The 13,600-nt window shown below is 62.0% G+C and carries 17 protein-coding genes; all 17 read left to right on the forward strand.

Annotated elements, in window-relative coordinates:
• The first annotated feature begins 15 nt into the window (after window positions 1-15).
• A complete protein-coding gene (rpmD, locus tag NKI41_RS09565; RefSeq protein WP_006205449.1) occupies window positions 16-213 on the forward strand; it encodes a 50S ribosomal protein L30 in 198 nt (65 codons plus the stop codon).
• 22 nt (window positions 214-235) lie between these two features.
• On the forward strand, window positions 236-709 hold the full coding sequence (gene rplO / locus NKI41_RS09570; protein WP_292660428.1) for a 50S ribosomal protein L15: 474 nt from the start codon (window positions 236-238) through the stop codon (window positions 707-709).
• Between the two features lie 191 nt (window positions 710-900).
• Window positions 901-2,241 carry a preprotein translocase subunit SecY gene (gene secY, locus NKI41_RS09575; protein WP_352471807.1) on the forward strand — a complete coding sequence of 447 codons (1,341 nt, stop codon included), beginning with the start codon at window positions 901-903 and terminating at the stop codon, window positions 2,239-2,241.
• Complete coding sequence (locus NKI41_RS09580; RefSeq protein WP_352471809.1) at window positions 2,238-2,849, forward strand: adenylate kinase; 612 nt, start codon at window positions 2,238-2,240, stop codon at window positions 2,847-2,849. The genes secY and NKI41_RS09580 overlap by 4 nt, the downstream gene beginning before the upstream one ends.
• A 198-nt stretch (window positions 2,850-3,047) precedes the next feature.
• The gene (gene rpsM, locus NKI41_RS09585; RefSeq protein WP_006205445.1) at window positions 3,048-3,416 is read left to right on the forward strand and encodes a 30S ribosomal protein S13; all 369 of its coding nucleotides are present in this window, start codon (window positions 3,048-3,050) and stop codon (window positions 3,414-3,416) included.
• Window positions 3,417-3,555: 139 nt separating this feature from the next.
• Window positions 3,556-3,945 carry a 30S ribosomal protein S11 gene (gene rpsK, locus NKI41_RS09590; RefSeq protein WP_006205444.1) on the forward strand — a complete coding sequence of 130 codons (390 nt, stop codon included), beginning with the start codon at window positions 3,556-3,558 and terminating at the stop codon, window positions 3,943-3,945.
• Window positions 3,946-4,049: 104 nt separating this feature from the next.
• Entirely contained in the window at window positions 4,050-5,060 is a 1,011-nt protein-coding gene (locus tag NKI41_RS09595) for a DNA-directed RNA polymerase subunit alpha (RefSeq protein WP_023675128.1), read from the forward strand.
• 43 nt (window positions 5,061-5,103) lie between these two features.
• Window positions 5,104-5,535, forward strand: coding sequence for a 50S ribosomal protein L17 (rplQ, locus tag NKI41_RS09600; protein WP_023675127.1), 432 nt, complete (start codon window positions 5,104-5,106; stop codon window positions 5,533-5,535).
• Between the two features lie 193 nt (window positions 5,536-5,728).
• Window positions 5,729-7,216, forward strand: a complete 1,488-nt coding sequence (locus tag NKI41_RS09605; RefSeq protein ID WP_352502954.1) for a DegQ family serine endoprotease — start codon at window positions 5,729-5,731, stop codon at window positions 7,214-7,216.
• A gap of 43 nt (window positions 7,217-7,259) precedes the next feature.
• Window positions 7,260-8,570, forward strand: coding sequence for a replication-associated recombination protein A (locus NKI41_RS09610; protein WP_352682673.1), 1,311 nt, complete (start codon window positions 7,260-7,262; stop codon window positions 8,568-8,570).
• Between the two features lie 136 nt (window positions 8,571-8,706).
• Complete coding sequence (locus NKI41_RS09615; protein ID WP_352682675.1) at window positions 8,707-9,537, forward strand: aspartyl/asparaginyl beta-hydroxylase domain-containing protein; 831 nt, start codon at window positions 8,707-8,709, stop codon at window positions 9,535-9,537.
• A gap of 31 nt (window positions 9,538-9,568) precedes the next feature.
• The gene (crcB, locus tag NKI41_RS09620; protein WP_352682677.1) at window positions 9,569-9,955 is read left to right on the forward strand and encodes a fluoride efflux transporter CrcB; all 387 of its coding nucleotides are present in this window, start codon (window positions 9,569-9,571) and stop codon (window positions 9,953-9,955) included.
• 125 nt (window positions 9,956-10,080) lie between these two features.
• A complete protein-coding gene (locus NKI41_RS09625) occupies window positions 10,081-10,452 on the forward strand; it encodes a CrcB family protein (protein ID WP_352451039.1) in 372 nt (123 codons plus the stop codon).
• Window positions 10,449-10,787, forward strand: coding sequence for a DUF190 domain-containing protein (locus NKI41_RS09630; RefSeq protein ID WP_352451038.1), 339 nt, complete (start codon window positions 10,449-10,451; stop codon window positions 10,785-10,787). Before NKI41_RS09625 ends, NKI41_RS09630 begins: the two co-directional genes overlap by 4 nt.
• A gap of 62 nt (window positions 10,788-10,849) precedes the next feature.
• Window positions 10,850-11,830 (forward strand): RluA family pseudouridine synthase, encoded by a 981-nt coding sequence (locus NKI41_RS09635; protein WP_352451037.1) that lies wholly within the window; start codon window positions 10,850-10,852, stop codon window positions 11,828-11,830.
• Window positions 11,831-11,898: 68 nt separating this feature from the next.
• Window positions 11,899-12,756 (forward strand): DMT family transporter, encoded by an 858-nt coding sequence (locus NKI41_RS09640; RefSeq protein WP_502901203.1) that lies wholly within the window; start codon window positions 11,899-11,901, stop codon window positions 12,754-12,756.
• Between the two features lie 2 nt (window positions 12,757-12,758).
• Window positions 12,759-13,550, forward strand: coding sequence for an ATP12 family chaperone protein (locus tag NKI41_RS09645; protein WP_352451034.1), 792 nt, complete (start codon window positions 12,759-12,761; stop codon window positions 13,548-13,550).
• Window positions 13,551-13,600 lie beyond the last annotated feature (50 nt).

A 13,600-nucleotide genomic window follows, 5' to 3' on the forward strand; every position in this document is an offset into this window, starting at 1 on the left:
ACCAGGGATTTGACCATGGCCAAGAAAGCAACCAAGACCATCACCGTCGAGCAGATCGGTTCGCCGATCCGCCGGCCGAAGGAGCAGCGCGCAACGCTGGTCGGCCTCGGCCTCAACAAGATGCACAAGCAGCGCACGCTGGAGGATACGCCCTCGGTGCGCGGCATGATCGCTGCCGTCCAGCATCTCGTCCGCGTCGTGGACGAGGGCTGAACCAGAGCGCAGGAGAACCCAGATGAAACTCAATGATCTGCGTGACAAGGACGGCGCGACGCACTCCAAGAAGCGTCTCGGCCGTGGCATCGGCTCCGGTTCGGGCAAGACCGCCGGTCGCGGCGTCAAGGGCCAGAAGGCGCGCTCCGGCGTCGCCGTCAACGGCTTCGAGGGTGGCCAGATGCCGCTCTACCGCCGCCTGCCGAAGCGCGGCTTCAACAATATCTTCGCCAAGAGCTTCACCGTCGTGTCGCTGGCCCGCATCCAGGCGGCGCTCGATGCCAAGAAGCTCGACGCCAAGACAGTTGTAACGGCCGAGGCGCTGGTTGCGGCTGGCGTCATCCGTCGCGTCAAGGACGGCGTGCGCATCCTTTCAGACGGCGACATCAAGGCCAAGCTTGCCTTCGACGTGGCCGGAGCCTCCAAGGCCGCGATCGAGAAGATCGAAAAGGCCGGCGGCTCGGTGAAGCTGCCTGAGAAGGCAGCCGCCGAGTAACGGCAATTTGAAGCACGGCCGGCAAAGGTGGAATTCGGTTTTGCCTGCGGTTGTGCTTTGATCCGACAGATGTGACGGCCGCATCAACGCGGCCGCTTGCATGTTTGCAGTCCGGAGCTTATCTCGTGAGTTTCGGTGACACGCGCCGCCTGAGCTGCGGGCATCGAGCGTGACCAAGCGGAGAATCAGGCATGGCTTCGGCTGCTGAACAACTAGCCTCGAATCTGAATTTCTCGGCCTTCGCCAAGGCCGAGGATCTGAAGAAGCGCATCTGGTTCACCATCGGCGCGCTGCTCGTCTACCGTCTTGGCACCTATATCCCGCTGCCCGGCATCAATCCGGACGCCTTTGCCCACGCCTTCTCGTCGCAGAGCAAGGGCGTGCTTGGCATGTTCAATATGTTTGCAGGCGGTGCCGTGCAGCGCATGGCGATCTTTGCCCTCGGCATCATGCCCTATATCTCCGCCTCCATCATCATGCAGCTGATGACCTCGGTCATTCCGTCGCTGGAAGCGCTGAAGAAGGAAGGCGAGCAGGGCCGCAAGATTATCAACCAGTATACGCGCTACGGGACCGTGCTTCTGGCGCTGGTCCAGGCCTACGGCATTTCGGTCGGGCTCGAGGGCGGAAACGGCATCGTCAACGATCCCGGCATCTTTTTCCGCATCTCGACCGTCGTCACGCTGGTCGGCGGCACCATGTTCCTGATGTGGCTCGGCGAGCAGATCACCGCCCGCGGCATCGGCAACGGCATTTCGCTGATCATCTTCTCCGGCATTGTCGCCGGCCTGCCGCGCGCCATCTCCGGTACCTTGGAGCTAGGCCGCACCGGAGCGCTGTCGACCGGCCTGATCCTGGCGATCATCGTGCTCGCCATTATCGTTATCGGCCTGATCGTCTTTTTCGAGCGCGCCCAGCGCCGCTTGCTGATTCAGTACCCCAAGCGCCAGGTCGGCAATCGCATGTTCCAGGGCGATACCTCGCATCTGCCGCTGAAGCTCAACACATCCGGCGTCATTCCGCCGATCTTCGCTTCGTCGCTATTGCTGCTGCCGGCGACCGTCGCCGGTTTCTCGCAGACGACGAACATGCCCGCTTGGGCCAGCACCATCCTGGCGTCGCTCGGTCATGGCCAGCCGCTCTACATGGCCTTCTACGCGGCGATGATCGTGTTCTTCGCCTTCTTCTACACGGCGATCGTCTTCAACCCGAAGGACACCGCCGACCAATTGAAGAAGCATTCGGGCTTCATCCCGGGCTATCGCCCGGGCGAGCGCACCGCGGACTATATTGACTATGTGCTCACCCGCATCACCGTCGTCGGCGCCATCTATCTGGTGCTGGTGTGTCTGCTGCCCGAGTTCCTGATTTCAGCGACTGGCGTACCGTTCTACCTTGGTGGCACTTCGCTCCTGATCGTGGTCAGTGTAACGCTCGATACGGTGGCGCAGATTCAGGGTCACCTGATCGCGCACCAGTATGAGGGCCTGATCAAGAAGTCGAAGCTGCGCGGGGGGAAAAAGGCCAGATGAGGTTGATATTGCTTGGACCGCCGGGGGCGGGCAAGGGGACACAAGCACTGAGACTGGTAGAACGACACGGCATCCCACAGCTTTCCACGGGGGACATGCTGCGTGCTGCTGTCCAGGCCGGCACCGAAGTCGGCAAGCGCGCCAAAGCGGTGATGGACGCTGGCGAACTGGTGTCAGACGCTATCGTCAACGCCATCGTAGCAGAGCGCATCGATCAAGCTGATTGCGCAAACGGCTTCATCCTTGACGGGTATCCCCGAACTCTGGTGCAAGCGGACGCCGTTGAGGAAATGCTGTCGGATCGCGGACTGGAGCTAGACGCGGTCATCGAATTTGTCGTCGACGACAAGGCGCTGGTTGGCCGAATCGTCAAGCGAGCCGAAGAAGCCAAGGCCGCAGGCCTGCCGGTGCGCAAAGACGACAGTCCAGCGGTGTTCGAAGAACGCTTGAGGGAATATTACAAGAAAACCTCGCCGCTGATCGGCTACTACTACGCCAAGGGTAAACTCAGGGGCGTCGATGGCATGGCCGACATCGATGCGGTGACGCAGCAGATCGAGGCGGTGCTCAGGGCGACGACCCGGCGGGTTGGCCAGGCGGCCGGCTAGAGAATCGAACGATTGCGCTTGACTGGAGCGGTCCGCTGGGGTATGGCGGCCCGTCTTCCTATCAGGCATGAGGCTTGCTTGTCCGCAAGGGCAAGGCAGGCCGCTTTGAACTGGAAACTCCCGCAAGGGCCGGCCTCCACCGGACGCGGGGCAACTTGAAGCGCCGGCTCGCCCGGCCTATATGGAGAAGAGAAGAACATGGCTCGTATAGCCGGCGTCAACATTCCGACCAACAAGCGCGTTGTCATTGCGCTTCAATACATTCACGGCATTGGCAAGAAGTTCGCCCAGGAGATCGTCGACAAGGTCGGCATCCCGGCCGAGCGCCGCGTCAACCAACTGACCGACGCGGAAGTGCTGCAGATCCGCGAGACCATCGACCGCGACTACCAGGTCGAGGGCGACCTGCGCCGCGAAGTGTCGATGAACATCAAGCGGCTCATGGACCTCGGCTGCTACCGCGGCCTGCGTCACCGCCGCTCGCTGCCGGTTCGTGGTCAGCGCACGCATACCAATGCGCGCACCCGCAAGGGCCCGGCCAAGTCGATTGCCGGAAAGAAGAAGTAATTTAGGGCAGTAAGGGAGTAGGGCAGTAAGGCAATAGGGACGGCAGACATACTGCCCTACTGCCATATTCCCCTACTGCCTTCTCCCTGGTGGAGCCGCTGGCATTACGGCGGTGTAGAGATCAACTGAAAGGACCATCATGGCCAAGGAAGCCGCTCGTGTTCGCCGTCGCGAACGCAAGAACATCTCGTCGGGCGTTGCCCACGTCAATTCGACCTTCAACAACACGATGATCACCATCACCGACGCGCAGGGTAACTCGATTGCCTGGTCGTCGGCCGGAGCCCAGGGCTTCAAGGGATCGCGCAAGTCGACCCCGTTCGCTGCCCAGATGGCCGCAGAAGATGTTGCCAAGAAGGCCCAGGAACACGGCATGCGCATGCTCGAGGTCGAGGTCTGTGGACCCGGCTCCGGTCGTGAATCGGCGCTGCGCGCGCTGCAGGCTGCCGGCTTCACCATCACCTCGATTCGTGATGTGACGCCGATCCCGCACAATGGCTGCCGCCCGCGCAAGAAGCGCCGCGTCTAAAGAATTTACCGAACGCCGCGCGAGCGCCTCAAGGGCGCTCCTCCACGGCATTCCAGGTCGCCCGCCACGATTGGATGGTGGCGGGACAACGGAAGGAAAGCACTATGATCCAGAAAAATTGGCAAGAACTGATCAAGCCGAACAAGATCGAGTTCTCGTCGAAGAAGAAGACGCTGACCACGCTGGTCGCCGAGCCGCTCGAGCGCGGCTTCGGCCTCACCCTAGGCAACGCGCTGCGCCGCGTGCTTCTGTCTTCGCTGCGTGGCGCGGCTGTAACCGCCGTGCAGATCGACGGCGTTCTGCATGAATTCTCGTCCATCGCCGGCGTCCGCGAGGACGTGACCGACATCGTTTTGAACATCAAGGAAATCGCCATCCGCATGGAAGGCGACGGCCCCAAGCGCATGGTCGTCCGCAAGCAGGGACCGGGCGCGGTTCTCGCCGGCGACATCCAGACGGTCGGCGACGTCGAGATCCTCAATCCCGACCACGTCATCTGCACGTTGGACGAAGGCGCTGAAATCCGCATGGAATTCACCGTCGATACCGGCAAGGGCTATGTGCCGGCCGACCGTAACCGCGCCGAGGACGCGCCGATCGGGCTGATCCCCGTCGACAGCCTGTATTCGCCGGTCAAGAAGGTCTCGTACAAGGTCGAGAACACCCGCGAGGGCCAGGTTCTCGACTATGACAAGCTGACCATGACCATCGAGACCGACGGTTCGATTTCGGGCGAGGACGCGGTGGCCTTCGCCGCTCGCATCCTGCAGGACCAGCTCGGCCTGTTCGTCAATTTCGACGAGCCGCAGAAGGAAGTCGCTGCCGAACAGGTTACCGAGCTTGCCTTCAACCCGGCGCTGCTCAAGAAGGTCGACGAACTCGAGCTTTCGGTGCGTTCGGCCAACTGCCTGAAGAACGATAACATCGTCTATATCGGCGATCTGATCCAGAAGACCGAAGCCGAGATGCTGCGCACCCCGAACTTCGGCCGCAAATCGCTGAACGAGATCAAGGAAGTCCTGGCGGCGATGGGCCTTCATCTCGGCATGGAAGTGCCGGACTGGCCGCCGGAAAACATCGAAGACCTCGCCAAGCGTTACGAAGATCAATATTGAGGCTTGAGAGAGCCTCTTGAACCCGCAATGAAGGAGAAGAGCCATGCGCCACGGATTTAAAGGCCGCCGGTTCGCCCGCAGCATAAGCCATCGCAAGTCGATGTTTGCCAACCTTGCCGTGTCGCTTATCGAGCACGAGCAGATTCTCACCACGCTGCCGAAGGCGAAGGATTTGCGTCCGATCGTCGAGAAGCTGGTGACGCTCGGCAAGCGCGGCGACCTGCACGCTCGCCGCCAGGTGATTGCCCAGATCGGCAATGAAGGCGTCGTCAAGCGCCTGTTCGATACCATCGCGCCGCGCTACGCCACCCGCAATGGCGGCTATCTGCGCATCATGAAGGCGGGCTTCCGCCACGGTGACAATGCCGCAATGGCCGTCATCGAATTCGTCGACCGCGACACCTCGGCCAAGGGCGCCGGCGACCGTGCCCGCATCGAGGCCGAAGGCACCGAAGAGGAAGCCGCAGCCGCATAAGGCTCGGTTTTTCTGAGAAGTTCAAAAGGGGCCTCCGGGCCCCTTTTTCTGTTTCCGAAGGTACCGGGCAGGGCTGGTAGGGGTTTTGTCACCGGTTTTTGCGACGACTACCCAAAATAATCGGATTTCAGCGGCTTAGCCTTTCATTTTGCACAATCGTCAGGACAATGGCGCCCGACTTGGAGGATTCGGAATGCGCGTTAAACGGCTGTCCCTTGTTCTGATCTGCGCCTTGATGGCGCTGGCCATCGTGCCGGCGGCCAGGCACGCGCTGGCGGAGGAGAACAAGCCAGACCCCGGTTTGTCCGACGTGCTGACGGATCTATTGCATGGCGTCGAAGGCGAAAACGCCACTTCCGGCCCCGACAAGCGCGTGCCGTTCGGCCGCGAGGAGGTGCAACTGTCCTTCGCGCCGCTGGTCAAGCAGACAGCGCCGGCCGTGGTCAATGTCTACGCCTCGCAAACCGCCAAGGTGACGTCGCCCTTCGACGGCGATCCGTTCTTCGAGGAGTTCTTCGGCCGCTCGCAGCCGCGCGCGCAGTCTTCGCTCGGTTCGGGGGTGCTGGTCGATCCCACCGGCGTCGTGGTCACCAATTTCCACGTCGTCAAGAACGCTGACCAGGTCAAGGTAGCGACCGCCGACGGGCGCGAATTCGACAGCAAGGTGCTGCTCAAGGATGAGACGCTCGACCTCGCCGTGCTCAAGATTTCTTCTGACAAGCCGTTCCCGGTGATCGCTATCGGCGATTCCGACGCGCTCGAGGTCGGCGATCTGGTGCTGGCGATCGGCAATCCGTTCGGTGTCGGCCAGACCACCACCAGCGGCATCATTTCGGCGGTGGCGCGCAGCCATATCGGCGTCTCCGATTCCAGCTTCTTCATCCAGACCGACGCCGCCATCAACCCCGGCAATTCCGGTGGCGCGCTGGTCAACATGGGAGGGCAGCTGATCGGCATCAACACGGCGATCTATAGCCGTAGCGGCGGCTCGATCGGCATCGGCTTTGCCATCCCTTCGAACATGGTTCGCGCCTTCGCCGACGCGGCCAAGGCCGGGCTCGACTTCTTCGAGCGGCCGTATGCCGGTGCCGAGTTCGAGGCGGTGACGCCGCAGATTGCCGAATCGCTCGGCATTGACAAACCGACCGGTGCGCTGGTTTCTTCGGTCGAAGAGGCGGGACCCGCCGCCAAGGCAGGGCTCAAGCCTGGCGACGTGGTGCTGTCGCTCAACGGCAAGCCGGTCGAGAGCGTCGGGGCGCTGGACTACCGCATGGCGACGCTGTCGATTGGTACGAATGCCAGCTTCGGCGTCCTGAGCAAGGGTCAGCAGGCGACGATGGACATCGCCCTGGAACGACCGCCCGAAGGCGCCAAGGCTGCGGAGCTCACATTGCGCGGGCGTAGCCCGTTTTCGGGTGCCAAAGTCGCTGAACTGTCGCCACGGCTTGCCCAACGGCTCGGTCTGCGCACCGATGTCAAAGGCGTCACCGTGGTCGACATCAACCGCGATTCGCCCGCTGCCGATTTTGGCTTCCAGCCAGGGGACATCGTGCGTGAGGTCAATGGCCTGACGATCGACAAGGCGGCGACCTTGGAGCAGGTAGCCCAGCAGGATACGCGCTGGTGGCGCTTTACCGTCGAGCGGGGCGGGCAGATACTGCGCCAGGTGTTGCGTTACTGAGCCCGACCGTCAGCATGATCGGGCTCCAGGCAGAAGAAGTTGCATGGCCGATCTGTTCAGTGTCGATGACCCGGAAAAGACGCCGCCCGGCAGGCCGCTGGCGGATCGTCTGCGCCCGAAGAACCTCGGCGAGGTCGTCGGCCAGGAGCATCTGACCGGACCCGACGGCGCGCTGACGCGGCTGATCGGTTCCGGCTCGCTGGGCTCGATGATCTTCTGGGGCCCGCCCGGCACTGGCAAGACCACGGTCGCACGGCTGCTTGCCGGCGAGACAAGCCTCGCCTTCGAACAGATCTCGGCGGTGTTTTCCGGCGTTGCCGACCTGAAGAAAGTGTTCGAGGCAGCGAAGCTGCGCCGCTCGAACGGCCGCCAGACACTGCTGTTCGTCGACGAGATCCATCGCTTCAACCGCGCCCAGCAGGACAGTTTTCTGCCCGTGATGGAAGACGGCACCGTCGTGCTGGTCGGCGCCACCACGGAGAATCCATCCTTCGAGCTAAACGCCGCGCTTTTGTCGCGCGCGCGTGTGCTGGTCTTTCACTCACTCGGCGAGGACAGTATCGCCAAGCTGCTGGCGCGGGCCGAGGAGGCAGAGGGCAGGGCGCTGCCGCTCGATGAAGACGCGCGGGCGATGCTCATTCGCATGAGCGACGGCGACGGCCGCGCGGCATTGACGCTCGCCGAAGAGGTCTGGCGCGCAGCGAAATCAAAGGAGGTGTTCGGCGCCGAAGCTCTGCAGCGCATCGTCCAGCGCCGCGCGCCGATCTACGACAAGGGACAGGACGGCCACTACAATTTGATCTCCGCCTTGCACAAATCGGTGCGCGGCTCCGACCCCGACGCGGCACTCTACTATCTCGCCCGCATGTTCGACGCCGGCGAAGATCCGCTTTATCTCGGGCGCCGGTTGGTGCGCATGGCGATGGAGGATATCGGGCTGGCCGACCCGCAGGCGCTCGTCGTCGCTAACGCCGCCAAGGACGCCTATGACTATCTGGGCTCGCCCGAGGGCGAACTGGCCTTCGCTGAGGCGACCGTCTATCTCGCCACCGCGCCGAAATCCAATGCAGTTTATACCGCGTTCAAGGCCGCCACACAGGCGGCGAAGGAATTCGGTTCGCTGCTGCCGCCCAAGCACATTCTCAATGCTCCGACCAAGCTGATGAAACAGGAAGATTACGGCGCCGGCTATCGCTACGACCACGACGAGCCGGACGCTTTTTCCGGCCAGGACTATTTTCCGGAGAAGATGGGAAGGCAGACATTCTACGACCCGCCCGAGCGCGGCTTCGAGCGCGATATCAGGAAGCGGCTGGATTATTGGGCGAAGCTGCGCAGCGAGCGGGAAAAGTAGCTGCCAGTCGCACACTGGTGTGATCGCCGTTGTCTGGCGGGATAAAAAACCCTATCAAGGTGCGCCTTCGGCCGGCGGACAGGCCAGAAACGTACCAACGATATTCAGAACGGAATCGCGCCTGGCGCGTGGAAAAATGACAAAAAGAACTCGTAAGACCCTCCGGAAATTCGCCATAGCGATCCCGCTGCTGGCGCTCGGCTTCTATTTCATTCCCATCCTGACGACAATTTTCATTGTCCTCGGCCTGATCGACGTGTTGCGCAACGACAACAAGAGCTGGGCCCTGTTCAGTGGTTATTTCCTCGGCAACGGCATCTTCACCTGGCTGCTTTCGCCCTTCAATCTGCTGGTCGATCTGCTGTGCTACAGAAACCGCGGTGTCTGGAAACTGGACCAGTTTCCTCCGGACTATCAGCGTGAGGTCAACGAGGTTCTGGACGTCTTCAAAGCGCGCAAGGACGAGATCATCGCCGATATCGACGCCAATTTCGGCAGCGGCCGGCGCGGCATGTATGTCTACCAGTGGTATGGCAAGCACAAAATCGACAACGTTGCCGAATTCAACAAGGATTTCAAATACATCAAGACCATCGCCGTGTCGGTGTTCAGGGGCAGGGAATCGACCTCCTGGCATTTCGGACCGCTGCGGCTCAGCCTGCGCATTCTCTACAATCTTCTCCCGGTGAAGGCCGAGGTTTTCGTCGAGTGCAACAACGCCAGGAACTACTGGCACGACAATCCGCTCTATATTTTCGACGACACGCTGCTGCACCGATCGGTCAACGAATATGATGGGCGCCGCTACTGCGTGTTCATGGACATCATCCGGCCATCGCCATTTCCCGGCCTGATTGCCGCTCTTCTCGCCATCGTTTCGGTCAACGTCGAGCGCATCAATGCCATGTTCTACAAGAACTGGAAGATGATCGGTTCCAGCAAGCCGAAGAAGGCCGGAGCCGCCTGACACCATGGTGTGACCGGCGCGAGGGAGCACGATGTATCATCTGTTGCTTGTCTGCCTTGGTGGCGCGATCGGTGCAATGGGCCGCTTCTTCCTGTCCGGCTTCGTCGCCCGCCGGGTCGGCGAGACCTTTCCCTGGGGCACTATGGCCGTCAATGTCTCGGGAGCGTTTGCAATCGGCGTCGTTGCGCATGCGGTGGCGCGCGACGGCATGCCCGCCATCTGGGCCTTTACCGTTACCGGCGGCCTCGGCTGCTATACCACGGTTTCTTCCTTCAGCGTGCAGACGCTGGCGCTGGCGCGCGAGGGCGAATGGCGGCGCGCCGGCGGAAATGTGCTGCTTTCGGTTTTTCTGAGCCTCGGCGGCGTGACGCTGGGCTTTGCCGCCGGAAGTCTTCTGATTGGCGGCGGGGCGCGGTGAGCGGCCCGCGGAAGCTCCGCCACGACGGGACGGACACTGCCGCGGCAGGGCATGCGGCGCGCCTCATTGGCCGTCGCAGAACCAACGAAACGGTTCGGCTCTATGCGACCGTGGCCGCAGGCAGCATGATCGGCGGTGTGTTGCGGGCGCTTGCCTCATCGACGAGCACTGCCCTGTGGGGCGCTGGATTTCCCTTCGGCACGCTCCTCGTCAATATTGTTGGCTCGTTCCTCATCGGCTTCTACGCGACATTGACGGGACCGGATGGTCGCGTCTTCGCCGGTCCGCTGCAACGTCAATTCTTCATGGCCGGCTTCTGCGGCGGCCTGACGACCTTCTCCGCTTTCAGCCTTGAAACACTCATCCTCGCGCAAGGCGGGAGGTTTGTGGCCGCGGGACTCAATATCGCGATCTCCGTGGTGGCCTGGCTTGCCGCCGTCTGGCTTGGCCACATCTTTGCAGTTCGGCTCAACCGGCTGAGAGGGTCCAGGCAATGAAGATACCAACACAGGCACAATTGCTGCGCATCTTTATCGGCGAAAACGACAGGGCAGATGGCCGTCCGCTGTATGAGGTTATTGTGCTGAGGGCCCGCGAAATGCAGATAGCCGGCGCGACCGTCCTGCGCGGCGCGATGGGGTTCGGCCATTCCAGCCGGCTTCACACCACGAAGATCCTCCGCCTATCGGAGGATCTGCCACTCGTCATCGAGATCGTCGATGACGAGGAAAAATTGGCCGCTTTCCTGCCCGTGCTTGAAACAATCATGACAAGTGGTTTGATTACGCTGGAGAAAGTTCAGGTTCTGCAATATGGAACCGACAACGAATAAGCGAGTGAGATTGCGGGTACCGGCGAATGCCGTTGCATGCCTGCAAAACGGCGATTGGAATCATGGCAGGCGTTGAACAGATCACAGTGGACGCCGGCGAGGCGGGCATGCGGCTCGACCGCTGGTTCAAGAGCCATTTCCCCGGTCTCGGTTTCGGTCATCTGCAGAAGCTGCTGCGTTCCGGCCAGATCCGCGTCGACGGCGGCAGGGTGAAGGCCGATACCCGCGTCGAAGCCGGCCAGACGGTGCGTGTGCCGCCGCTCGAAGTCGACAAGAAAGGTGAAAGCCCGCTCACCGGTCATTCGATCCGCAACCAGGGCGACGCCGACGTTTTGGCAAAGATGCTGATCCATGAGGACCCGAAGGTCTTCGTCTTCAACAAGCCGGCCGGCCTGGCAGTGCAGGGCGGCTCGGGCGTCACCCGCAATGTCGACGACATGCTGGAAGCCTGGCGCAACCAGAAGGGCGAGAAGCCGCGCCTGGTGCACCGGCTCGACCGCGATACGTCGGGTGTGCTGGTTGTCGCCCGTACAAGGCTCGCCGCCATGAAGCTCGCCGAAGCGTTCCGGGCGCGTGAGACGAAGAAAACCTACTGGGCACTGGTCAAGGGCGTGCCGCCGAAGCGCGAGGACAAGATCTCGACCTGGCTGATCAAAGAACCGACGCCCGACGGCGATCGTGTGCGTATCGCCAAGCATGGCGAAAAGGGCGCCGATCACGCCGTCTCCTATTACCGCATAGTCGAGCAGGCGGCGCAGACGCTGTCCTGGCTGGAAATGGAACCCTATACCGGGCGCACCCACCAGCTTCGCGTCCATGCCGCCCATATCGGTTGCCCGATCATCGGCGACCCCAAATATTTCGAGGCCGACACCAATTGGGATTTTCCAGGCGGCATGCAGAACCGGCTGCATCTGCACGCGCGCCGCATCGTTATCCCGCATCCCGACAAGGGCTTTGTCGACGTCACCGCACCGATGCCGCCGCATATGCGCCAGAGCTGGAACCTGCTCGGTTTCGACGAGCAGAGTGCCGAGGACTAGCGCTGGTGGGCGTCGCCACAGAAACCCTCGACCGCCGTGACGCGGTCGATCTGGCGGCAGCCGCCATCATGCTTGGGCTGACTTTTTCCTGGGGGCTGAACTACGTCGCCGCCAAGATCTCCTATGCCGGCTACGATCCCGTTTTCCTGTCGATCGCCCGCTCGGTGATCGGCGGCTTGTGTGTTTTCGGCTGGTGCCGCTGGCGCGGCATTGCGCTGTTCACGCCCGACAAGACCCTCGTCGCCGGCATTCTGGCAGGCGCGCTTTTCGGTCTCGAGTTCCTGTTTCTCTATGTCGGGCTCGAGCATACCACTGTCGTGCGCAACACTTTGCTGGTCAACACCATGCCGTTCTGGATGTTGGTCGGCGGTCATTTCCTGCTGGGCGAAAGCATCACGGCACGCAAGCTCGTTGGTCTTCTGCTCGCTTTCGCTGGATTGATCGCGGTGTTTTCGGATAAACTGAGCGCCAATGGCGGCGCAACATTGGGTGGCGATTTGCTCAGTCTCGGTGCCGGCATTCTGTGGGCCGTGACCAATATCGTCATCAAGCGGTCGAAGCTGGTGACGGCCAGCGCCGAAAAGCTGCTGCTCTATCAGCTGGCCGGAGCCGCTGTCGTCGGCATTTTGGTGATGCCCTTTGCCGGGCCGCCCGTCCGCAACTTTACTCTTCTGCCGACCTTGGCTCTGCTGTTCCAGGCCGTCTATGTCGTCGCCTTCACCTATGTGCTGTGGTTCTGGCTGCTGCGGCGCTACCCTGCATCTGGACTGTCGAGCTTCACTTTCCTGTCGCCGGTATTTGGTGTGCTGTGCGGCGCCGTGTTCTTGAACGAGCCGCTGACCGTTCGTATCTTCCTGGCACTCGCCCTGATCGCCGCCGGACTCATCATCGTCAACCGGCCGGCCCGAAAACAAAGTCCCGGATGAGCATGCGCGATATATTGAACGATCTCGAAGCTGGAAAGCTGCTCTCTGATCCGGACCCGGTGCGTCGCGCCCAGATCCAGATGAAGACGCCGCTGCCGAAGCGCTTCTACAAGACCGTCGCGGTAGCACCGGTCGAAGACGGTTTTGCCGTCCATCTCGATGGCAAGCCCGTCCGCACGCCGGCCAAGGCGCTGCTGGAGCTGCCGACCGAAAAGGCGGCTGCTCTCGTCGCCGAGGAATTCGCCGCACAGGAGGAGACCATCAACCCGGTGACGATGCCGGTGATGCGTCTGGTCAATACGGCAATCGATGGCGTCGCCAGTGATCCCCAGGCCGTGCTGGAGGACATCCTGCGCTTTGCCTCGTCCGATCTGCTCTGCTACCGCGCCGATGCGCCCAAAGGACTCGTCGACCGGCAGAACGAGCATTGGGATCCGGTCATCGACTGGGTGCGCAGCGCGCTCGGCGCCCGGTTCCATCTTGCCGAAGGCGTGATCCATGTCGAACAGCCGCGCGAGAGTATCGCGCTGCTTGGCCAGCATCTTGCCCAACGTGCCGATCCGCTGCGCCTTGCCGCCATCCACGTCATGACGTCGCTGACCGGATCGGCGCTGCTGGCGCTGGCCGTCGACTTCGGCGAGCTCGACGGCGAGGCGGCCTGGGCTGCCGGTCATGTCGACGAGGACTGGCAGGCCGAGCAATGGGGCCATGATGCCGAGGCCGTCGCGCACCGCGCGGCCCGCAAGCGCGACATGATGGCGGCAGTCACGCTGCTCGAAGCTCTCAAAGGCTGACCGCACCGTCGTTTCTATTTCGCACTGCACATTAGACCAAAGTCATAATC

The organism is Mesorhizobium sp. M0601 (assembly GCF_040320845.1).
In the GTDB taxonomy this organism is placed as follows: domain Bacteria; phylum Pseudomonadota; class Alphaproteobacteria; order Rhizobiales; family Rhizobiaceae; genus Mesorhizobium.